Below are 19,953 nucleotides of genomic sequence, written 5' to 3' on the forward strand. Positions count from 1 at the left end.
CGGGGAGTATCCTTCACGACTTCTTTGCGATCCGCGCCGCCTTGTCTGCGTCGTACCACCAGATGAACGGGAACCCCGACGCACCGTATCTGGGCAATTCCGCCGGTCGGCCGAAGCGATCCCAACGCGCGGTACGCACCTTCGAATAGGTCCACTGCGGCACGACAAAGTGATTCCACAGCAACACACGGTCAAGCGCCTTGGTTGCCGCGACGAGCTCGTCGCGCCCCTTGGCATAGATCACCTGTTCGATCAGCTTGTCGACCGCAGGATTTTTGATGCCCGCAAGATTTTGCGAACCAGCGATGTCAGCCGTCTTCGACGACCAGTATTCGCGCTGCTCGTTACCTGGTGACTGCGATTCCGGCCACGACTTGGTGATCACGTCGAAATCCCACGCGCGCGTCCTGTTCTCGTATTGGGTCGGATCGACGGTCCTCACGCTCACGGCAATTCCCAGCCGCTCCAGGGATGGCTTGTAAAACAGCGCGACCCGTTCGAAGCTCGGATCCTCATTCAGCAACTCGAGAGAGAACTGGGTGCCGGTCTTGACGTCGATCAACTTGCGATCGCGCACTTCGTAGCCGGCTTCCTTGAACAGTCGGAGTGCTTCGCGCAGATTGTCGCGCACGGCTTCCGGACTGCCGCCGACCGGATTGGTGTAGGCCGTCGTGAAGACCTCAGGCGGGACTTCGGCACGGACCGTATCGAGAATATCGAGCTCCTTGCCCTGCGGCAGGCCCGTCGCCATCAGATCCTCGAGTCCCTCGAAATAGCTGCCGACGCGCTTGTACTGGCCGTAGAAGAGCTGCTTGTTCGTCTCCTCGAAGTCGAACGCGAAGTTGAGCGCGCGACGCACGCGAGGATCGCTGAACTTCGCGCGGCGCAGGTTCGGCACGAAGGCCTGCATGACGCCAGAGCTGCGATTGGGAAATTGCTCGAGGATCACCCGCTTTTCGGTCACGGCCGGGAAATCGTAGGCTGTCGCCCAGTTCTTCGCGCTGTTCTCAGTGCGCCAGTCGACCTGATCGGCCTTGAAGGCCTCGATCGCCACGGTGGTGTCGCGGAAATACTCGTAGCGGATCTGGTCGAAGTTGTTCTGGCCGACAGCGGCGGGCAGGTCGCGCCCCCAATAGTCCTTGGCGCGTTCGAGCGTGAACGACCGGCCCGCGACGAACTCCTTGACCCGATAAGGGCCAGACCCGAGCGGAATCTCCAGCGTGGTCGTGGAGATATCGCGCTTGCGGCCCTGCGCATCGGTCCCCTCCCACCAGTGCTTCGGCAACACCGTGAGTTCTCCCACGATCTGCGGCAGTTCGCGGTTGCCCGGCGCGTCGAATGTGAACTTCACATCGCGCTCGCCGACTTTCTCGGCCTTCACCACATGGCTGTAGTAGGCCGCATATCTCGGGTGATGCGTCTTGAAGGAATCGAGCGAGAAGATCACGTCATCCGCGGTCACCGGCTTGCCGTCATGCCATTTGGCCTGTGGTCGTAGACGATAGATGACGAAGGAAAAATCATCGGGATGGCTGACCGCCTCGGCCAGCGCGCCGTATCCGGTCGAGACTTCGTCGAGCGAGGACGCCATCAGGGATTCGTAGATAAACGCGATGGCGCCGGCGACCTGCCCTTTCACACCGGAGACGACCATGTTGAGATTGTCGAAGGTGCCAATGGCGATCTGACGCACGATGCCGCCTTTGGGTGCGTCCGGATTGACGTAGTCGAAGCGCTTGAAGTCGGCGGGGTACTTGACCTTTCCGAACAGCGACAGCGCGTGGCGCCATGGGAGCTCGCTCGCCGACTGCGCCTGGGCCGGTCCAACAACGGGAACACCAAGGGCGGGGAGCGCTGCGGCAGCAGTGCTGGTGAGCAGGAGATCGCGTCGGGTAATGGCCAAATCAACATTCCTGTCTTGAAGGAGGCTACTCCTTTAAGTTCCCAATATAGGCGAGGTTTCGACGGAATATGTTGCTTTTTCCTCATCTTGGAAGGCCGGCCTCCTGGATGCGGCCAAACGCCCCGATAAACTCACCGCGAGCCCCGGATACGGAAACGGCCGGGCTTTTCAGCCCGGCCGTTAATTCCAAGACAGGTTTTTGACGCCTTACTTCGAGGCCGTCGGGATCGGCTGCGGATGCTCTGACAGCGAATTCAGATAGGCAATCACGTCGGCGCGCTCGGAATCCTTTGGGATGCCGGCGAAGCCCATCGCGGTGCCCGGGATGAAGCCCTTCGGATTGGCGATGAACTTGTTGAGGTCGTCGAACGTCCAAGTGCCGCCCTTGCCCTTCATGGCGGCGGAGAAGTTGAAGCCGCCACGGCCCTCGCCCCTGGCCTCTCCGACGACGCCATAGAGGTTCGGACCGACGCGATTCGGGCCGCCCTTCTCGAAGGTGTGGCAGGCGCCGCATTTCTTGGCTGCGGCAGCGCCCTTCTCGACGGAAGCGGTCTGGAGCAGCTTCTCGATCGGCTCGGACGGGGCAGCGGCGGCGCCGCCTTCCTTGCCGTGGCCAGCGTCTTCCTTCACGGCGATCTCGAAGCCCGGCTTTTCCGGCATCTTGGGCGAGAACAGCGCGCTCGCGGTGAAGCTGGTCACCAGCAGGATGAGACAGGTGCCGAGCACGGCACCGAGAATCTTATTGAGTTCGAACGAGTCCATTTCCGGCCAGGCCCCACACCGCAGTAAGGAAATAGCGGCCAAGCGGCCGCCAGGACGAGCCTCGGGAGAATCAAAGCGTTCCTTGTTGTTTCCCCGAGTTTTGCCATTGAGATATCGGTTTGCCCGGGGTCTGGCAACCCGTATAAGCGACCCGGCTTCGAACCCGTCCCCACCCCATTTCTCGGCGCGGAAAACGCCCCCGTTTCCAGGCCTTTAAACCAATGACCGATCCCCGCATCCTGGTGCTGATCCCGGCCCGCATGGCCGCCACCCGCCTGCCCGGCAAGCCGCTCGCCGATATCGCGGGCCTGCCCATGATCGTGCATGTGATGCGCCGCGCGGAAGCCGCCGGCATCGGCCGGGTCGCGGTCGCAACCGACACCGCCGAGATCGCGTCCGTCGTGACCGCCCATGGCGGCGAAGCCGTGATGACCCGCCCGGAGCACCCCTCCGGCTCGGACCGCATCCACGAGGCCATGCAGAAGCTCGATCCCGAGGGGAAGGCCGAGATCGTGGTCAATCTGCAGGGGGATTTCCCGACCATCACGATCGACAATATCCGCGAGGTGCTGCCGCCGCTGCAAGACCCGGCCGTGGACATCGCGACGCTGGCCTCGCAGATCCACACCGAGGAAGAGGACCTCGCACCGAGCGTCGTGAAGGCGATCGGGACCTCGCTTGGGGGCAAGCGGATGCGCGCACTTTATTTCACCCGCGCCACCGCGCCGACCGGCGACGGACCGCGCTACCACCATATCGGCCTCTACGCCTATCGACGCGCCGCGCTGGAGCGCTACGTCTCGCTCCCCCCCTCGCCGCTGGAATTGCAGGAGAAGCTCGAGCAGCTCCGGGCGCTGGAGGCCGGGATGCGCATCGACTTCACCATTGTCGATACCGTGCCCCGCGGGGTCGACACGCCGGCGGACCTCGAGACCGCCCGCAGCCTCCTTTCCAAATCCTGAGCCGCTGTTACAAGGCCCGTCATGAGCAAGCTGAAAATCGCATTCCAGGGCGAACCTGGAGCCAATTCCCACATCGCCATCGTCGAGGCCTATCCCGACGCCGAGCCGATGCCCTGCGCCACCTTCGAGGACGCGCTGTCGGCGATCTCGTCGGGCGAGGCCGATCTCGGCATGATTCCGATCGAGAATTCGGTCGCCGGTCGCGTTGCCGATATCCATCATCTGCTGCCGGCCTCCGGCCTCTTCATCATCGGCGAATGGTTTCTGCCGGTCCGGCATCAGTTGATGGCGGTGAAGGGCACCAGGATCGAGGACATCAAGAGCGTCGAGAGCCATGTCCATGCGCTCGGCCAGTGCCGGCGCATCATCCGCAAGCTCGGCATCAAGCCGATCGTACACGCCGACACCGCCGGCAGCGCCCGCGACATCTCCGAACGCAAGGACAAGACGGTCGCCGCGATCGCCTCGCGCCTCGCCGCAAAGATCTACGGCCTCGACATCCTCGCCGAGGACATCGAGGACGAGGCCCACAACACCACGCGCTTCGTGGTGCTGGCACGCGAGCCGAAATGGGCCGCGCAAGGCTCCGGCCCGCTGGTCACGACTTTTGTATTCCGGGTACGCAATTTGCCAGCCGCGCTCTACAAGGCGCTCGGCGGCTTTGCCACCAACGGCGTCAACATGACCAAGCTCGAAAGCTACATGGTCGACGGCAATTTCTTCGCCACGCAGTTTTATGCCGATGTCGACGGCCACCCCGAGGACAAGGGCCTCGCCTTCGCGATCGAGGAGCTGAAATTCTTCTCGCGTGAATTCCGCATCGTCGGCGTGTATCCCGGCCACCCGTTCCGCGCGACGTTCAGCGAAACCCAGCAGGACTGATCTCGTGTCCCGGACGCGCAAAGCGCGAGCCGGGACCCAGGGGCCGCGAGACCCGGACTGCGATGGGCCCCGGCTCAGCAGCGCACCGCTGGAGAGTGTTGCGCTGCGTCCGGGGCAAGAGAGCTTTACGCGGCCGCCTTCAGCCCAAACGCCTCCGCCAGCAGCGAATACGACTTCTTCCGCGCGTCGTGATCGTAGACGGCCGTGATCACCATCAACTCGTCCGGCTTGCTGGCATCGATCAGCGGCTGAAGTTTTTTCTGCACCGTCGCTGGATTGCCGACAAACAGGCGCGAGCGGTTGCGGGCGATCGAGGTGCGCTCGGAATCCGTATAGGGATAGGCCAGCGCTTCCTCGACGCTCGGCAGCGGCAGATACTGGCCGCGGTCGCGGCGCAGGCGGTTGAGGTCGAAAGAACTCGCGAGCCTTTCGGCCTCCTCATCGGTGTCGGCAGCGATAGCGGCGACCGCGAGGATCGCGTGCGGGCTCGCGCTCCAGGCCGAGGGCTGGAAGCGGTTGCGGTAATGCACCATCGCATCGATGGCATCGTGGCTGGCAAAATGATGGGCGAAGGCGAAGCCCATGCCGACTTGCGCCGCCAATTCCGACGAATAGTCGCTGGAGCCGAGCAGCCAGATCGGCGGCAACGGCGTATCGTCGGGCATCGCCACGACATTGTTGTAGGGGTGACCTGCGGGGAATTCGCGGGTCTGCCACAGGATCAATTCGTGCAGCCGTTCCAGGAAATCGTCGCCCTCGCGGCGGTCGAGCCGGCTGCGCAGCGCGTAGGCCGTGGCCCCGTCGGTGCCGGGCGCACGGCCGAGGCCAAGGTCGATGCGGCCGGGAAACAGCGCCTCCAGCATCTTGAAGCGCTCGGCCACGACCAGCGGGGCATGGTTGGGCAGCATCACGCCGCCGGAGCCGACGCGGATATGCTTCGTCACCGCCGCGATCTGCCCGATCATCACGTCAGGCGCCGGGCTCGCCACCGAGGCGAGGTTGTGGTGCTCGGCGAGCCAGTAGCGGACATAGCCAAGCCCATCGACATGGCGCGCCAGATCAAGGCTGTTGCGCAGCGCCGCGGCGGGCTTCGTGCCTGTGGTGACGACGGAGAGGTCGAGGACTGAGAGCGGGATCATGGCGTGTTAACGTAGTGGAGGGCGGCGCAGCGGCAATGGGCAGGTAGCGCAGGTCTGGCGTGTGCGAGCCTATACGCCCCATCAAGCGCGCTGTTGGGACAATTGAGATTGGCGCGATAGCAAATTCAATCTGCCCACAACAATGCCGGCCACCGGATCACCGCAAGATATAATCTATCTCATTGATATTACTTATATTAATAACATACCGCTCAGCCCACAATAAATTCTATAGTCGTAAAAATTCAATACATTATCACATAAGTGGGCTACTTCCCATCTCCGATGGGCTGTCGAGTACGGCCGCTTTGGCTTATCTTAGCAACTCCCAATCTAGACCTGACCGCGGGCCGCGAAGACCTGGAGTGAGTGGTGCCATGACTGATCTGACGACGCCTGCGACAGCCGACGGGCAAGACGGGTACCTGAAGCGGCCTGCGATCTCCTTCGAGTTCTTCCCGCCCAAGTCGGAAGATATGGAGCGGAATCTCTGGGAGACCATCAACCGGCTGGCGCCGCTCGACCCGAAATTCGTCTCGGTGACCTACGGCGCCGGCGGTTCGACCCGTGAGCGGACCCACTCGACCATCACCCGTATCCTCAAGGAGACCGCGCTGCTGCCGGCCGCGCACCTGACCTGCGTCGGCGCCTCCCGCGGCGAGATCGACGAGATCGTCGACCGCTATCACGAGGTCGGCGTCCGCCACATCGTGGCCCTGCGTGGCGATCCCGTTGGCGGCATCGGCACGCCCTACTCGAGCCATCCCGACGGCTACCAGAGCTCTGCCGACCTCGTCGCCGGCATCAAGAAGCGGCACGCGGATATCGAAGTGTCGGTCTCGGCCTACCCCGAGAAGCATCCCGAAGCGCGCGACTTCGATGCCGACATCGACACGCTGAAGGCCAAGGTCGACGCCGGCGCTGCGCGCGCGATCACGCAGGTGTTCTTCGATAACGACCTCTACTTCCGCTATCTCGACCGCGTCCGTGCGCGCGGCATCGATATTCCGATCGTGCCGGGCATCATGCCCATGCACAATTTCAAGCAGGCGAGAGCCTTCGTCACCCGCACCGGCACCTCCGTGCCGGACTGGCTGGCCGAGAAATTCGAAGGCCTCGACGAGGACGCCGAGACCCGCAAGCTGGTGGCCGCGACCGTCGCGGCCGGCCAGGTGCAGAAGCTGGCGAAGCGCGGCGTCGACACGTTCCATTTCTACACCATGAACCGCGCCGATCTCGTGTTCGCGATCAGCCATTTGCTCGGCATCCGCGCCAAGAGCGCGCAGAAGGCGGCTTAAGACACAATGACCGTAACTCCCTCTCCCAAGCGAACTGCCCTGCTCAACGCCGCGCGTGAACGCATCCTGGTGCTCGACGGCGCCATGGGCACGATGATCCAAAACCTCCAGTTCGACGAGGCCGCCTTCCGCGGCGAGCGCTTCAAGAATTTTCACCGCGACCTGCGCGGCAACAACGATCTCTTGATCCTGACCCAGCCGCAGGCGATCGAGGACATCCACGCCGCCTATTTGCGCGCCGGTGCCGACATCGTCGCGACCAACACCTTCTCGACCACCTCGATCGCGCAGGCCGATTACGACCTCACCGACATCGTCTACGAGATGGCGCGCGAAGGCGCCCGCCTCGCCGGCAATGCCGCAAGGCGCGTCGAAGCCGAGGACGGCAAACCGCGCTTCGTTGCGGGTGCCATCGGACCAACCAACCGCACCGCCTCGATCTCGCCTGACGTGTCCAACCCCGGATACCGCGCCGTCACCTTCGACGATTTGCGCAAATCCTATGGCGAGCAGATCAACGGCATGCTCGACGGCGGCGTCGATCTGCTGCTGGTCGAGACCATTTTCGACACGCTGAACGCCAAGGCGGCGCTCTATGCGATCGCCGAGATCACCGAAGCGCGCGGCATCGACGTGCCGGTGATGGTGTCCGGCACCATCACCGACAAGTCCGGCCGCCTGCTCTCCGGGCAGATGCCAGAGGCGTTCTGGAATTCGGTGCGGCACGCCAGGCCCGTGACCATCGGCTTCAACTGTGCGCTCGGCGCCGAAGATCTGCGCGCGCATATCGCCGATATCGGCCGCGTCGCCGACACGCTGGTCTGCGCGTACCCCAACGCCGGCCTGCCCAACGAATTCGGCCAATATGACGAGACCCCGGAATACATGGCGCGCCTGGTCGGCGAGTTCGCGGCGTCCGGCCTCGTCAACATCGTCGGCGGCTGCTGCGGCACCACGCCGGACCATATCGCGGCGATTGCGGCCGCGGTCGCCCCGCACAAGCCGCGCATCGTGCCGGAGATCGAGCCGCGCCTGCGGCTCTCCGGCCTCGAGCCCTTCATCCTGACCGACGCGATTCCGTTCGTGAACGTCGGCGAGCGCACCAACGTCACGGGCTCGGCCCGCTTCCGCAAGCTGATCACCGCCGGCGACTACACCGCCGCGCTGCAGGTCGCGCGCGACCAGGTCGAGAACGGCGCCCAGATCATCGACGTCAACATGGACGAGGGGCTTCTGGACTCGGAAGCCGCGATGGTGACGTTCCTCAATCTCGTCGCCGCCGAGCCCGACATCGCCCGCGTCCCCGTGATGGTCGACTCTTCGAAATTCTCGGTGATCGAAGCCGGCCTGAAATGCGTGCAGGGCAAGCCGGTCGTCAACTCGATCTCGATGAAGGAAGGCGAGGAGAAGTTCATCCACGAGGCCAGGATCGCCCGTCGCCACGGCGCAGCGGTCGTGGTGATGGCGTTCGACGAGGTCGGCCAGGCCGACACGTTCGCGCGCAAGACCGAGATCTGCAAGCGCGCCTACGACATCCTCGTCAACCGCGTCGGCTTCCCGCCCGAGGACATCATCTTCGATCCCAACATCTTCGCGATTGCGACCGGCATCGAGGAGCACAACAATTACGGCGTCGACTTCATCGAGGCGACGCGCTGGATCCGCCAGAACCTGCCGGGCGCGCATATCTCGGGCGGCGTCTCCAACCTGTCGTTCTCGTTCCGCGGCAACGAGCCGGTGCGCGAGGCCATGCACTCGGTGTTCCTGTATCACGCCATCAAGGCCGGCATGGACATGGGCATCGTCAATGCCGGACAGATGATCGTCTATGACGACATCGACGCCGAACTGCGCCAGGTCTGCGAGGACGTCATCCTCAATCGCGATCCTGGCGCCTCCGAGCGCCTGCTGGCGCTGGCGGAAAAATTCCGCGGCACCAAGACCCAGACCAAGGAAGCCGATCTCGCCTGGCGCGAATGGCCGGTGGCCAAGCGGCTGTCGCATTCGCTGGTGCACGGGATCACCGAGTTCATCGAGGTGGACACCGAAGAGGCCCGCAAGGAGTCGAAGCGCCCGCTCGACGTGATCGAGGGGCCGCTGATGGCCGGCATGAACGTGGTCGGCGACCTCTTCGGCGACGGCAAGATGTTCCTGCCGCAGGTGGTGAAGTCCGCGCGCGTGATGAAGCAGGCGGTGGCCTGGCTGATGCCGTTCATGGAGGAAGAGAAGGCGCGCAACCTCGCCAACGGCATCGGCACCGAGGGCTCCTCGTCCGCCGGCAAGATCGTGCTCGCGACCGTGAAGGGCGACGTCCACGACATCGGCAAGAACATCGTCGGCATCGTGCTCCAGTGCAACAATTTCGAGGTCATCGATCTCGGCGTGATGGTGCCGGCGGCGAAGATCGTCGAGACCGTGAAGGCGGAGAAGGCCGACATCGTCGGGCTATCAGGCCTGATCACGCCCTCGCTCGACGAGATGGCGTTCTTCGCCGGTGAATTGCAGCGCGAAGGCCTCAAGCTGCCGCTCTTGATCGGCGGCGCCACCACGAGCCGCGTGCATACCGCGGTCAAGATCGACCCGAGCTATCGCGCCGGTCCCGTGGTCCACGTGAATGACGCCAGCCGCGCCGTCGGTGTCGCCTCCTCGCTGCTCTCGCCCGAGAGGCGCGAAGCCTATGCCGCCGAGGTGCGGGCCGAATATGCCAAGATCTCGGATGCGCATCTGCGCGCGCAGGCCGACAAGAAGCGGCTGAAGCTGGATGTAGCCCGCGCCAACCGGGTGCCGGTCGACTTTGCCAGGAACAAGCCGGTGAAGCCGACCTTCCTGGGCACCCGCAGCTTCGACGAATACGATCTCGCCGAGCTCGTGCCCTATATCGACTGGACGCCGTTCTTCCAGACCTGGGAGCTCGCGGGACGCTTCCCCGCCATTCTCGACGACGCCAAGGTCGGCGAGGTCGCGCGTTCGCTCTACGACGACGCGCGCAAGATGCTCGACCTGATCGTCAGGGAAAAATGGTTCCGGGCGCGCGCCACCGTCGGCTTCTGGCCGGCGAATGCGCAAGGCGACGACATCGTGCTCTATGCCGACGACAGCCGGACCAAGCAGATCGCGACGCTGCACACGCTGCGCCAGCAGCTCGAAAAGCGCGAGGGCCGTTTCAACGCGGCGCTCGCCGACTTCGTCGCGCCTGTCGGCACCGGCGTGCCCGATTATGTCGGCGGCTTCGTCGTCACCGCCGGCATCGGCGAGGACGCGGTCGCCGACCGCTTCAGAAGCGCCAATGACGACTACTCCTCGATCCTGTGCAAGGCGCTGGCCGACCGCCTCGCCGAAGCCTTCGCCGAGCGCATGCATGCCCGCGTGCGCCGTGAGTTCTGGTCCTATGCGCCGGACGAGACACTCTCCCCCGATGATCTGATCCTCGAAAAATACCAGGGCATCCGTCCCGCGCCCGGCTATCCCGCGCAGCCCGACCACACCGAGAAGGCCACGCTGTTCGAGCTGCTGGATGCGGAGGCCACCGCCGGTGTGAAGCTGACCGAGAGCTTTGCGATGTGGCCGGGCTCATCCGTGTCAGGGCTCTATTTCGCCAGCCCCGAGAGCTATTATTTCGGCGTCGGCAAGATCGAGCGCGACCAGGTCGAGGATTATGCCGCGCGCAAGGGCATGACGGTCGCGGAGGCCGAGCGCTGGCTGGCACCGGTGCTGAACTACATCCCGTCGCAACAGACCGACAAGGCCTTCGCGGCAACGCCCGCGAACGACGAGACGCCAGCGGATCTCGCCTCGCATCCGCCGGGCTGCACCTGCGCGGTGCACCTCGTCTGGCAGAAGAAGCGCGCGGGGGCGGGGTAGGTCCGCCTTCCAAACAAAAATGCGAAAACAACCCCATGCACAGTAGAATGGAGTTGAAAGGCTTGAGGAATTTCGGTGTTACCGAAAATGACTTGATCCGTCGGGCAAAACACCTGTAATATTCCACCATCGCCCACCGCGCCGATCATCGTCAGCCCCGGGGCACGCGCCACGATTTTCGCGGCTGCACGGTATCCGGAAACGACGCGCGAGTTCCGCAGCGATGTCCGCTGCGGAGGACCGGCAGGACTTCGCGTGAACGAAACGATTTTCCCGACAGACGATCCGCAGCTGTCGTGTCGCAGCTCTTCGCACACGACAACCATTGCTGCGCGCAGAAGCAGGATTGCGATCGACTGCCGTTAATGTCCTGCAAGGCGCAGGGACGAACGATTGCGCGGCGCGCGGGAAGTATCGGCAGGATAATTCCGCGATGTCGAACATGTGCACGCTATCGTGCGTGCAACCGCGACAACACGGCGCAGTCGTCCCGTGGAACTACGGCATGCCTCCTTAACGGTCACTGAAGCGCATCCGTATAATTTCGGCTTCGGCAGTGAGCCGCCGTTCGATGCGGGCGCGGTCCAACAATCAACAATTCAATGCGGATCTGCCGCGCCTCGAGGATCAGACAATGCCCTTCGCTTCGTTCCGCCCCAGGATGACAATCGGCAGCAGGATCTATGCGCTGATCGGCCTCAGCTTCATCGGTCTGATAGGAATCGCCTACCTGGATTCGCGCGAGCTCGGCTCGAGCCTGACGCAACAGAGGGAGCTCGAACTCCGTCATGTCGCCGAAGTGGCGCTTGGAGTCATCAGGCAGGAGTATGATGCCGCGCAGAAGCGGGAAGTGACGGAGACCGACGCACAGAAGCGCGCGTTGGCGCGCGTCGCAGCGCTTCGCTATGGCAACAACGACTACTTCTTCATCATGGACATGCGCGGCCGGCTCCTGATGAACCCGGTCTCGGAAAAGCTCATCGGGCAGGACCTGTCGGACTTCAAGGACGAGACCGGCAAGCACTTTTTCACCGAGATGATCGAGAAGGTTCGGACCAACAGCCGCGGCTATGTCGACTATTACTGGCCCAAGCCCGGCTCCGAACGGGCCCAGCCCAAGCTCAGCTATGTCGAGGGCTTTGCTCCCTGGACCTGGGCGATCGGCACTGGCGTCTACATCGACGATCTCGAAGCGCAGAAATGGTCCTCGACGAAGCGCTCCCTGGTGATCCTGGCCGTGCTCCTGCCGCTCGTGCTCACGATCTCTGTATTCGTCGCCCGCCTCATCACGCGGCCGCTGCAACAAATGGCAGTCGCGATGAAGGACATTGCGGGCGGCAAGCTCGACGCCGCAGTGCCTGGTATCGGCCGGGCCGACGAAGTCGGCGAGATGGCTGCCGCCGTCGAGGTGTTCAAGAGCAACGCCGTGGCGCGCCTGAAGCTCGAGGCCGAGCAGAAGGAGGCCGAGGCGAGGGCCATGACTCAGCGCAAGACCGACATGCTCAAGATGGCCGACGATTTCGAAGCGGCCGTCGGCCTGATCATCGAAACCGTTTCCACCCATTCGTCGCGGCTCGAATCGTCCGCGGGCGTGCTCACGTCCACCGCTGAACGGGCCGAGGAACTCGCCACGACCGTCGCGGCGGCCTCCGAGGAGGCCTCGACCAACGTGCAGTCGGTTGCGTCCGCGACGGAAGAGCTGTCGTCCTCGGTCAACGAGATCAGCCGCCAGGTCCAGGATTCCGCCCGGATGGCCGGAGAAGCCGTTCATCAGGCCCGCACCACCACCGATCGGGTAAGCGAGCTGTCGAACGCTGCGGCCCGGATCGGAGACGTCATCGAGTTGATCAACAGCATCGCCAGCCAGACCAATCTGCTGGCACTGAACGCGACCATCGAGGCCGCGCGCGCCGGCGAGGCAGGCCGCGGATTTGCCGTGGTCGCCTCCGAGGTGAAGGCGCTGGCGGCACAGACCGCCAAAGCGACCGACGAGATTGGCCAACAGATCACCGGCATTCAGTCCGCGACCCACGAGTCAGTGAGCGCGATCAAGGAGATCAGCGGCACCATCGAAAAACTCTCCGAGGTCTCGTCGGCGATCGCCTCGGCGGTGGAAGAACAGGGCGCAGCGACGCAGGAGATCGCGCGCAATGTCCAGCAAGCCGCGCACGGGACGCAGGAGGTCTCCTCCAACATCACCGACGTGCAGCGCGGCGCGACCGAGACGGGCTCGTCCTCGGCGGACGTGCTGACGGCGGCCAAATCGCTGGCGGCAGAGAGCGGCCGCCTCAAGCGCGAGGTCAGCAAATTCCTCGAAACGGTGCGAGCGGCCTGACCGCCGGCTGCGGCTACCGCTTTTCTTGGGATATCCCGCGCTTCTCTTCCGCGAGGATCCGGCGGAGCGACACGTTCACCCCTTCGGCGGCGCCAGCGGCTGCACGATCTCCTGGAACGGGATAAGCGCCTCGCAGCGCGCGGCATGCGCCGCGAGCGCCGGATAGCGCGCTGCGTCGAACAATTGCGGGTGCGCCTCGCGGGTGAAGCGGACGACGCAGGCGACCGCGATGTCGGCGTGGCCGATGCGATCCCCCAGCCAGTATGATGTCGTCACGCGGCCACGTTCGGCTTCGAGCACCTTCAGCACGTCGCCGATCTGCGCCTGGCACCGTTCGACCCACAGCGCGAGCTGCTCCTTCCGCAGCACACGCTCGTAGAGCAGGCTGACGGCCTTGTCGCCGAGGCCGGAGGCGAGCGCGCAGATGCGCAAATGCCTTCGCCGGTCGGCGCCGCTTCGCGGCAGCATCGCCTTCGCCTCGCCGACCAGCTCGTCGAGATGATCCAGGATGATCGTGCTCTCGATCAGCGCCTCGCCGTCGTCCAGGACCAGCGTCGGCACGCGGCGCAACGGATTATACGGCGCTATTCTGTCGGCGTCGCCGAAGGTCGACCACGGCCTGTGCTCGAAGGCGAGCCCGTAAAGCCTGAGCGCAATCGCGACCCGGCGGACGAAGGGGGAATCATATTGGCCGATCAGGAACATGGTTCTCGCTCTTCTTTGTCGTTGAACAAGGCAGGGCCGATCAGTTTCCACGACAGGATCGCCGCCGCGCAAGAAAGATCTTGGAAATGGAGCATTGCGCCGGATGCAACGGCGCCGCGACAGCGTCTCGCGGATGCGCTATCAAGGACGGCAACATGACAGTGACATCAGACATCAATCGGGAGCGGATTGCGGCGACCGAGGCCGTCATCCGTCCACACATCCGGCGTACGCCGCTCGTCCAGGCCGATCTCGCCGATTTCGGCCTGCAGGCGGCGCCCGTCACGTTCAAGCTCGAGCTGCTGCAGCATTCAGGATCGTTCAAGGCGCGGGGCGCCTTTGCCAATCTGCTGTTGCGGCAGGTGCCGGAGGCCGGTGTCGTGGCCGCTTCGGGTGGCAATCACGGCGCGGCGGTCGCCTATGCCGCACAACGCCTCGGCGTTGCCGCGACGGTCTTCGTGCCTGACATCACCTCGCCGGCCAAGGCCGAGCGGATCAGGAGCTATGGCGCGAATCTCGTGATTGCGGGCAGCCGCTACGCCGATGCGCTCGCCGCGAGCGAGGCCCATGTCGCGCAGACCGGGGCGCTTGCCGTCCATGCCTACGACCAGGTCGAAACCCTGCTGGGCCAGGGCAGCGTCGCCCTGGAGCTGGAGCAGGACGCGCCCGGCATCGACACGCTGCTGGTGGCGGTCGGCGGCGGCGGACTGATCGGCGGCACCGCGGCGTGGTGCGCCGGCAGGACGCGCATCGTCGCGGTCGAGCCGGAGCAGTCGCCGACGCTGCATGCCGCCTTCGCGGCGGGCGCGCCGGTCGATGCGCCCGCCGGCGGCATCGCCGCCGACAGCCTTGCACCGCGACGCGTCGGCGAATTGATGTTCCCAATCGCACGGGCCCATGTCGAGCGAGTCGTCCTGGTCACCGACGATGCGATCCGGCAGGCGCAGACGGCGTTGTGGTCGAGCCTGCGCCTGGTGGCCGAGCCCGGTGGCGCAACCGCGTTTGCCGCGCTGCTGTCCGGCCGCTATCGTCCCTCACCCGGCGAGCGGGTCGCAGTGCTGGTCTGCGGCGCCAATACCACGGCGGTGAATTTCAACAGCTAGGAAGCGTCGCATGATCAGGCATCGCGGATTCGTCCTGACGTTGATCCTGCTATCCCTGACCAGCCACGGCGCCCACGCCCAGGATCGCCCGATCGGCTTCCTGACCCCGTCGAAGAACATCGTCTGCCAGTTCTTCACCGACAATGGCCAGGGCGTGCTCCGCTGCGACATCATGAACATGGAGACGCGCCCGCGCCGGCCCGCCGATTGCGAGCTCGACTGGGGCCACGCCTTCGAGATGAGCGCGAAGGGCAGCGCCGGTCGCATCTGCGCCGGCGACACGGTGATGGACCCGTCGCTGCCGGTGCTGGCCTATGGCGAGGTGTGGCAGCGCGGGGGATTTACGTGCCGGTCGGAGCAGACGGGGCTGACGTGCTTCAACGCGATGCAGCACGGGTTCTCGCTGGCAAGGGCGGAGCAGAAGGTGTTTTGAGATCGTAGCTCCGCATGGACCGGAGCGGAATGCGGGGATGCTGTCCCGGATTACGCTTCGCTCCATCCGGGCTACGAGCGCGCGCGCTATTCGATGATCGGCACATGCTTCGCCGCCGTCCGCGGTGCCGTGCCATCGAGGCGCGGGTCGTCGGCAATCTCGATCTGGCGGCGGAACGGGCGGAAGCCGGAGCGCTGGTAGAATGCGACGGCGGAGGGATGGTCGAAGGTGCAGGTGTGCACCCAGACGCGGCGGAGCTCGCGCGACCATGCGAGCTCCATCGCGCGGTTCATCAGGAAGCGGGCGGCACCTCGCCCGATCAGGCCGGCGGTGACGCCGAAATAGACCAGCTCGCACTGGTCGGCTTCGCGGAAATCCAGCTCCAGCAGGCCTTCGTCGCGGCCGTCTGCAACCAGCGCGCAGACTTCGATTCCAGGCGCGTGGATGATTGCGGCGAGCTCCGCATCGTTCATGCGTGCGCGCGAAAACCACAGCCAGTCCTCGCCGACGCGGCGGTGGAGATCGCGATACCAGGGAAGCGCGGGGGTGTCGACCTTGCGCAGCGACCAATTGCCGGGAGGGTCGTCACGGCGCGCGGGGCGCGCGGTCATCTCGAGATGCGTGACGACGGCGGCGATCTTGCCGGCGGGGATGTCGGAATAGCCGTCGGGGAGGATCATAGGGCTGACTCGTTCAGTTCAGGCCAAGGCGGCGACCACACAAACAGTGTCGTCCCGGCGAAGGCCGGGACCCATAACCACGAGTATAAATTGTTTTGCGATGTTCGAACGACTAGTCCCGTTCACAACATCTGCTGCGGCGTATGGGTCCCGGCCTTCGCCGGGACGACTCGAAGAGGGCGTGCCTACCCCTCCCCCTCGTCGCTCGCCAGCACGCCCTTCACGGCGCGCGCCCAGCCGGCGAGCTTTCGTTCGCGCGTTGCCTCGCTCATGTTCGGCTTGAAGCGGTGCTCGAGGCGCCAATTGTCGGCGAATTTTGTCGGCTCGGGATAGACGCCGGCCTGGAGCCCGGCGAGGTAGGCGGCGCCGAGCGCTGTGGTCTCCTGGATCACGGGGCGATCTACCGGTGCGTCCAGCAGATCGGCGAGGCGCTGCATGGTCCAGTCGGAGGCGGTCATGCCGCCGTCGACGCGCAGCACGACGCTGGCGGTCTCCGAGCTCGGCCAGTCCGCACGCATCGCGGCCCAGAGATCGAAGGTCTGGTAGCAGACGCTTTCGAGCGCGGCATGCGCAAGCTCGGCGGGACCGGTGTTGCGGGTGAGGCCGAACAGCGCGCCGCGGACGCGCGGATTCCAGTAGGGCGCGCCCATGCCGACGAAGGCGGGGACGAGATAGACGCTCTGCATGGAGTCCGACTGATCGGCAAGAGGTCCGGTCTCGGCGGCGTGCTTGATGATGCCGAGGCCGTCGCGCAGCCACTGCACCGCCGAGCCCGCGACGAAGATCGAGCCTTCGAGCGCGTAGGTGCGTTTGCCGGCGAGCTGATAGGCGACGGTGGTGAGCAGCTTGTTCTTCGACACCACCGGCGTGGTGCCGGTGTTGAGCAGCGCGAAGCAGCCGGTACCGTAGGTGGACTTCATCATGCCCGGGCGGAAGCAGGCCTGGCCGATGGTCGCGGCCTGCTGGTCGCCGGCGATGCCTGAGATCGCGATGGCGCCGCCGAACAGGTCGGGCAGGCTCTCGCCGAAGCGGGCGGACGAATCCTTCACCTCGGGCAGCATCGAGCGCGGCACGCCGATGATCTCCAAGAGCTCGTCGTCCCACTCGCCGGTGTGGATGTTGAACAGCAGCGTGCGCGAGGCGTTGGTGGCATCGGTGGCGTGGACCTTGCCGCCCGTGAGGCGCCAGAGCAGATAGCAGTCGATGGTGCCGAACATCAATTCGCCGCGCGCGGCGCGCGCCCGCGCGCCGGGGACGTGGTCGAGGATCCAGGCGACCTTGGTGCCGGAGAAATAGGGATCGATGATCAGGCCGGTCTTCTGCGAGATCACCGGCTCGCGGCCGTCGGCCTTGAGCTTGGCGCAGATGTCGGCGGTGCGGCGGTCCTGCCAGACGATGGCGCGGTGCACGGCCTGGCCGGTGGCGCGGTCCCACACCACCGTGGTCTCGCGCTGGTTGGTGATGCCGATCGCGGCGATGTCCTTTGCGCTGATGCCGGCCTGCGCGATCGCATCGCGGCAGACGTTCACGGTCGAGGTCCAGATGTCCTCCGGCTCATGCTCGACCCAGCCCGAGGCCGGGAAATGCTGCGGAAACTCCTGCTGCGCGCGGGCGGCGATGGAAATATCGCTGCGAAACACGATGGCGCGCGATGAGGTGGTGCCCTGGTCGATGGCAAGGACGAAAGACATGGAAGCTACCCTGGCGTTTTCTCAGGTTTTCTTGGCGGTCTCTTGGCGTTTTCCCAGAAGGGATCGTTCTGTCGCGCCAAAGGGAGCGGATTGAAGGCGGAAGGTCAAGGCTGGCTCTTGCTTACCCTCCCCTGCAGGGGGAGGGTCGACCGCGCAACGCGCGGGCGGGGTGGGGTGAAGCCGCAAAGGCGGTCTCACTTGCGTCGAAGAGAACGATCTCTCCCGCGTATTCGGGGGGCACTGCATTCGCGGATAGTCTGTCACCCCACCCCGCTGCGCATTGCATGCGCAGCGACCCTCCCCCTCCAGGGGAGGGTAAGAGAAGGCGCGGCTAGGGGCGGCGATGTTTCAGTCGCTTTGTCTCCGCATCACGCGATCCGTATAGCTCGACATAGATGCGCTCAAGCACGGCGGTCAGGTCGCTCGTGATCTCGGAGTTCCAGAAGCGGATGATTCGATAGCCTTCGTTCTCGAGCCAGCGTTGACGCTCAAGGTCTCGCCTGGCTGTGTCGTCCTCGTTGTGGTGCCCGCCATCGAGCTCGATGATGAGGCGCCTGGCCGGGCAGAAGAAGTCGACGATGTAGGCGCCGATCGGCGCTTGCCGGCGGAAGTGCGAGCCTTCGATCGGAATATCCTTGAGGGCTCGCCACAATATCCGCTCATGCGGGGTCGTATTGGCCCTCAGCTTCTTTGCGGCTGCACGTCGGATTGATGTCGAGACCATTTGCGTGGCTTCACCCCACCCCGCTTCGCGTTGCGCAATGCTCAACACGAAGCGCCCCTCCCCCTGCAGGAGAGGATGAAGTGAAGCGGCATCGCGATACAATTGCAAGTGGTGACGGGCTACACCGCTGCCGTCGTCACGCCGCCGTCGATGACGATGGTCTGGCCGGTCATGAAGCTCGACGCGTCCGAGGCGAGGTAGGCGACTGCGCCGGCGATTTCGTGGGGTTCGCCGATGCGGCGCAGCGGCGTGGTGGCGGTGCGGCGCTTCAGCAGGGCTTCGTCTTCCCACAGCGCGCGGGCGAAGTCGGTCTTGACGAGGCCGGGCGCGATGCAGTTGACTCGCACGCCCTTCGGGCCCCATTCACCGGCGAGCGAGCGGCACAGCGCGAAGTCGGCGGCTTTCGAGATGCCGTAGGCGCCGATCACGGTGGAGCCGCGCAAGCCGCCGATCGAGGAGATGATGATCACCGAGCCGTTGCCGCGTTCGGCCATCTGCGGGATCGCGAGTGCGGAAAGCCAGATGTTGCTCTTCACGTTCGAGCCCATGATCTTGTCGAAGGCCTCGTCGGTGATGTCGAGCAGCGGGCCGTAATAGGGATTGACCGCGGCGTTGCAGACGAGGATGTCGATCTTGCCGTAATGCTTCGTCGCGCCCGCGACCAGCGCCTCGACCTCGGCCTTGCGCGCGATGTTGCAGGGGATGACGATGGCGTCACCGCCGGCCGCATTGATGCCGTTGGCGACCTCCTGGCAGGCCTCCGCCTTGCGCGAGGAGACCACGACCTTGGCCCCTAACCTGGCCAGCAGCTCTGCCGAGGAGCGGCCGATGCCGCGGCTCGAGCCGGTGACGATTGCGACCTTTCCGGTGAGATCGAACGGGGTGTTTTTCATGGTGCCTCCCAGATTCCGCTTGTTCAGTCGTGATCGCCCGGCGAAGCCTCTGGCGAGGCCGGGCCGGGCGATATGACAGCGGTGAGTGTGGCTGGCGCCGCGCAATCCGTCGAGGGGCCGATACGCCGCTGACGGAGGCGTCGGCTGGGAGCTCAGTTCTGGTCGTCGCCGAGCGCTGCGACCAGCCTATCGTAATACTTGCTGACGAGATCGATATTGCCCTTGTTCTCGACGGCCGGCGCCGGCGTCTTCAGGAGTTCGTTGAGCTCGTCGAGGGCTTCCTTCTTGTCCTTGGCCGGCATCTTCTTGTCGGCCTGGACCTGCGCGATCTGCGCTTTGACCACGGCATCGGTGCCGACATATTTCTTGGTCGCGGGATCGAAGCCGCCGAGCACCAGGCTGATGTTGTCGACGACGTTGTTGTAGTCGTCATAGCCGGCAAAGCCGTTCTTCTTGGCGATGCCGTCGAGCTGGGCGATCGTCTTCTGGTCGGGCGCGGCGTTCTCCGGCAGCTTCTCCGTGATCGCGTCCATGTCCTTCTGCGCGGCAAGCACGCCGTCGATCTGCTTCTCGGTCAGCGCG

Annotated in this window: 16 protein-coding genes (1 of these 16 running past the window's edge); 7 read left to right on the plus strand and 9 right to left on the minus strand. The window is 64.8% G+C overall.

The window, feature by feature from the left end; translation table 11 throughout:
- Nucleotides 1-13: 13 nt before the first annotated feature.
- Nucleotides 14-1,903 (minus strand): extracellular solute-binding protein, encoded by a 1,890-nt coding sequence (locus AC1RUR_RS14800; RefSeq protein WP_492845111.1) that lies wholly within the window; start codon nt 1,901-1,903, stop codon nt 14-16.
- Nucleotides 1,904-2,110: 207 nt separating this feature from the next.
- Nucleotides 2,111-2,665, minus strand: coding sequence for a c-type cytochrome (locus tag AC1RUR_RS14805; protein ID WP_492845113.1), 555 nt, complete (start codon nt 2,663-2,665; stop codon nt 2,111-2,113).
- A 221-nt stretch (nt 2,666-2,886) separates the two neighbouring features.
- Between AC1RUR_RS14805 and AC1RUR_RS14810 the strand changes: the two genes are divergently transcribed.
- Together AC1RUR_RS14810 and AC1RUR_RS14815 are read left to right on the plus strand one after the other, a co-directional pair.
- Complete coding sequence (locus AC1RUR_RS14810) at nt 2,887-3,627, plus strand: 3-deoxy-manno-octulosonate cytidylyltransferase (RefSeq protein ID WP_492845115.1); 741 nt, start codon at nt 2,887-2,889, stop codon at nt 3,625-3,627.
- Between the two features lie 21 nt (nt 3,628-3,648).
- Nucleotides 3,649-4,509 (plus strand): prephenate dehydratase, encoded by an 861-nt coding sequence (locus tag AC1RUR_RS14815; protein WP_492845117.1) that lies wholly within the window; start codon nt 3,649-3,651, stop codon nt 4,507-4,509.
- A 125-nt stretch (nt 4,510-4,634) separates the two neighbouring features.
- Here AC1RUR_RS14815 and AC1RUR_RS14820 read toward each other — a convergent pair whose 3' ends face one another.
- Entirely contained in the window at nt 4,635-5,648 is a 1,014-nt protein-coding gene (locus tag AC1RUR_RS14820; RefSeq protein WP_492845119.1) for an LLM class flavin-dependent oxidoreductase, read from the minus strand.
- 377 nt (nt 5,649-6,025) lie between these two features.
- Here AC1RUR_RS14820 and metF point away from each other — a divergent pair, with 377 nt between their 5' ends.
- From metF to AC1RUR_RS14835, 3 genes are all read left to right on the plus strand, one after another.
- On the plus strand, nt 6,026-6,946 hold the full coding sequence (gene metF, locus AC1RUR_RS14825; RefSeq protein WP_492845121.1) for a methylenetetrahydrofolate reductase [NAD(P)H]: 921 nt from the start codon (nt 6,026-6,028) through the stop codon (nt 6,944-6,946).
- A gap of 6 nt (nt 6,947-6,952) precedes the next feature.
- Entirely contained in the window at nt 6,953-10,807 is a 3,855-nt protein-coding gene (gene metH / locus AC1RUR_RS14830) for a methionine synthase (RefSeq protein ID WP_492845123.1), read from the plus strand.
- 634 nt (nt 10,808-11,441) lie between these two features.
- Entirely contained in the window at nt 11,442-13,142 is a 1,701-nt protein-coding gene (locus AC1RUR_RS14835) for a methyl-accepting chemotaxis protein (RefSeq protein ID WP_492845125.1), read from the plus strand.
- 75 nt (nt 13,143-13,217) lie between these two features.
- On the opposite strand, the gene AC1RUR_RS14840 is transcribed toward AC1RUR_RS14835, so the two are convergent.
- On the minus strand, nt 13,218-13,847 hold the full coding sequence (locus AC1RUR_RS14840) for a glutathione S-transferase family protein (RefSeq protein WP_492845127.1): 630 nt from the start codon (nt 13,845-13,847) through the stop codon (nt 13,218-13,220).
- Nucleotides 13,848-14,002: 155 nt separating this feature from the next.
- On the opposite strand from AC1RUR_RS14840, the gene AC1RUR_RS14845 reads away from it, so the two are divergent.
- Nucleotides 14,003-14,950 (plus strand): threonine/serine dehydratase, encoded by a 948-nt coding sequence (locus tag AC1RUR_RS14845; RefSeq protein ID WP_492845129.1) that lies wholly within the window; start codon nt 14,003-14,005, stop codon nt 14,948-14,950.
- A 10-nt stretch (nt 14,951-14,960) separates the two neighbouring features.
- Entirely contained in the window at nt 14,961-15,383 is a 423-nt protein-coding gene (locus AC1RUR_RS14850; protein ID WP_492845131.1) for a DUF6636 domain-containing protein, read from the plus strand.
- Nucleotides 15,384-15,469: 86 nt separating this feature from the next.
- On the opposite strand, the gene AC1RUR_RS14855 is transcribed toward AC1RUR_RS14850, so the two are convergent.
- The 5 genes from AC1RUR_RS14855 to AC1RUR_RS14875 form a co-directional block, all read right to left on the minus strand.
- Nucleotides 15,470-16,063 (minus strand): GNAT family N-acetyltransferase, encoded by a 594-nt coding sequence (locus AC1RUR_RS14855; protein ID WP_492845133.1) that lies wholly within the window; start codon nt 16,061-16,063, stop codon nt 15,470-15,472.
- Between the two features lie 185 nt (nt 16,064-16,248).
- Nucleotides 16,249-17,754: a glycerol kinase GlpK gene (gene glpK, locus AC1RUR_RS14860; protein WP_492845135.1), complete on the minus strand. Its 1,506-nt coding sequence runs from the start codon at nt 17,752-17,754 to the stop codon at nt 16,249-16,251.
- Nucleotides 17,755-18,085: 331 nt separating this feature from the next.
- The gene (locus AC1RUR_RS14865) at nt 18,086-18,526 is read right to left on the minus strand and encodes an endonuclease domain-containing protein (protein ID WP_492845137.1); all 441 of its coding nucleotides are present in this window, start codon (nt 18,524-18,526) and stop codon (nt 18,086-18,088) included.
- A 71-nt stretch (nt 18,527-18,597) separates the two neighbouring features.
- Nucleotides 18,598-19,371 (minus strand): SDR family NAD(P)-dependent oxidoreductase, encoded by a 774-nt coding sequence (locus AC1RUR_RS14870; protein ID WP_492845139.1) that lies wholly within the window; start codon nt 19,369-19,371, stop codon nt 18,598-18,600.
- Nucleotides 19,372-19,523: 152 nt separating this feature from the next.
- Nucleotides 19,524-19,953 carry the 3' portion of a hypothetical protein gene (locus AC1RUR_RS14875; protein WP_492845141.1) on the minus strand. Its footprint extends 158 nt past the window's final position, so 430 of the gene's 588 nt are visible here — the last part of the coding sequence; its start codon lies off the right edge, out of view — the gene reads right to left on this strand; its stop codon occupies nt 19,524-19,526.

The organism is Bradyrhizobium sp. GW821-FHT12B03 (genome assembly GCF_058807535.1).

What these genes read in the sequence shown, in the direction of transcription:
- AC1RUR_RS14805 (WP_492845113.1), bottom strand. Translation starts at nt 2,665, where the DNA reads ATGGACTCGTTCGAACTCAATAAGATTCTCGGTGCCGTGCTCGGCACC.
- AC1RUR_RS14810 (WP_492845115.1), top strand. Translation starts at nt 2,887, where the DNA reads ATGACCGATCCCCGCATCCTGGTGCTGATCCCGGCCCGCATGGCCGCC.
- AC1RUR_RS14815 (WP_492845117.1), top strand. Translation starts at nt 3,649, where the DNA reads ATGAGCAAGCTGAAAATCGCATTCCAGGGCGAACCTGGAGCCAATTCC.
- AC1RUR_RS14820 (WP_492845119.1), bottom strand. Translation starts at nt 5,648, where the DNA reads ATGATCCCGCTCTCAGTCCTCGACCTCTCCGTCGTCACCACAGGCACG.
- metF (WP_492845121.1), top strand. Translation starts at nt 6,026, where the DNA reads ATGACTGATCTGACGACGCCTGCGACAGCCGACGGGCAAGACGGGTAC.
- metH (WP_492845123.1), top strand. Translation starts at nt 6,953, where the DNA reads ATGACCGTAACTCCCTCTCCCAAGCGAACTGCCCTGCTCAACGCCGCG.
- AC1RUR_RS14835 (WP_492845125.1), top strand. Translation starts at nt 11,442, where the DNA reads ATGCCCTTCGCTTCGTTCCGCCCCAGGATGACAATCGGCAGCAGGATC.
- AC1RUR_RS14840 (WP_492845127.1), bottom strand. Translation starts at nt 13,847, where the DNA reads ATGTTCCTGATCGGCCAATATGATTCCCCCTTCGTCCGCCGGGTCGCG.
- AC1RUR_RS14845 (WP_492845129.1), top strand. Translation starts at nt 14,003, where the DNA reads ATGACAGTGACATCAGACATCAATCGGGAGCGGATTGCGGCGACCGAG.
- AC1RUR_RS14850 (WP_492845131.1), top strand. Translation starts at nt 14,961, where the DNA reads ATGATCAGGCATCGCGGATTCGTCCTGACGTTGATCCTGCTATCCCTG.
- AC1RUR_RS14855 (WP_492845133.1), bottom strand. Translation starts at nt 16,063, where the DNA reads ATGATCCTCCCCGACGGCTATTCCGACATCCCCGCCGGCAAGATCGCC.
- glpK (WP_492845135.1), bottom strand. Translation starts at nt 17,754, where the DNA reads ATGTCTTTCGTCCTTGCCATCGACCAGGGCACCACCTCATCGCGCGCC.
- AC1RUR_RS14870 (WP_492845139.1), bottom strand. Translation starts at nt 19,371, where the DNA reads ATGAAAAACACCCCGTTCGATCTCACCGGAAAGGTCGCAATCGTCACC.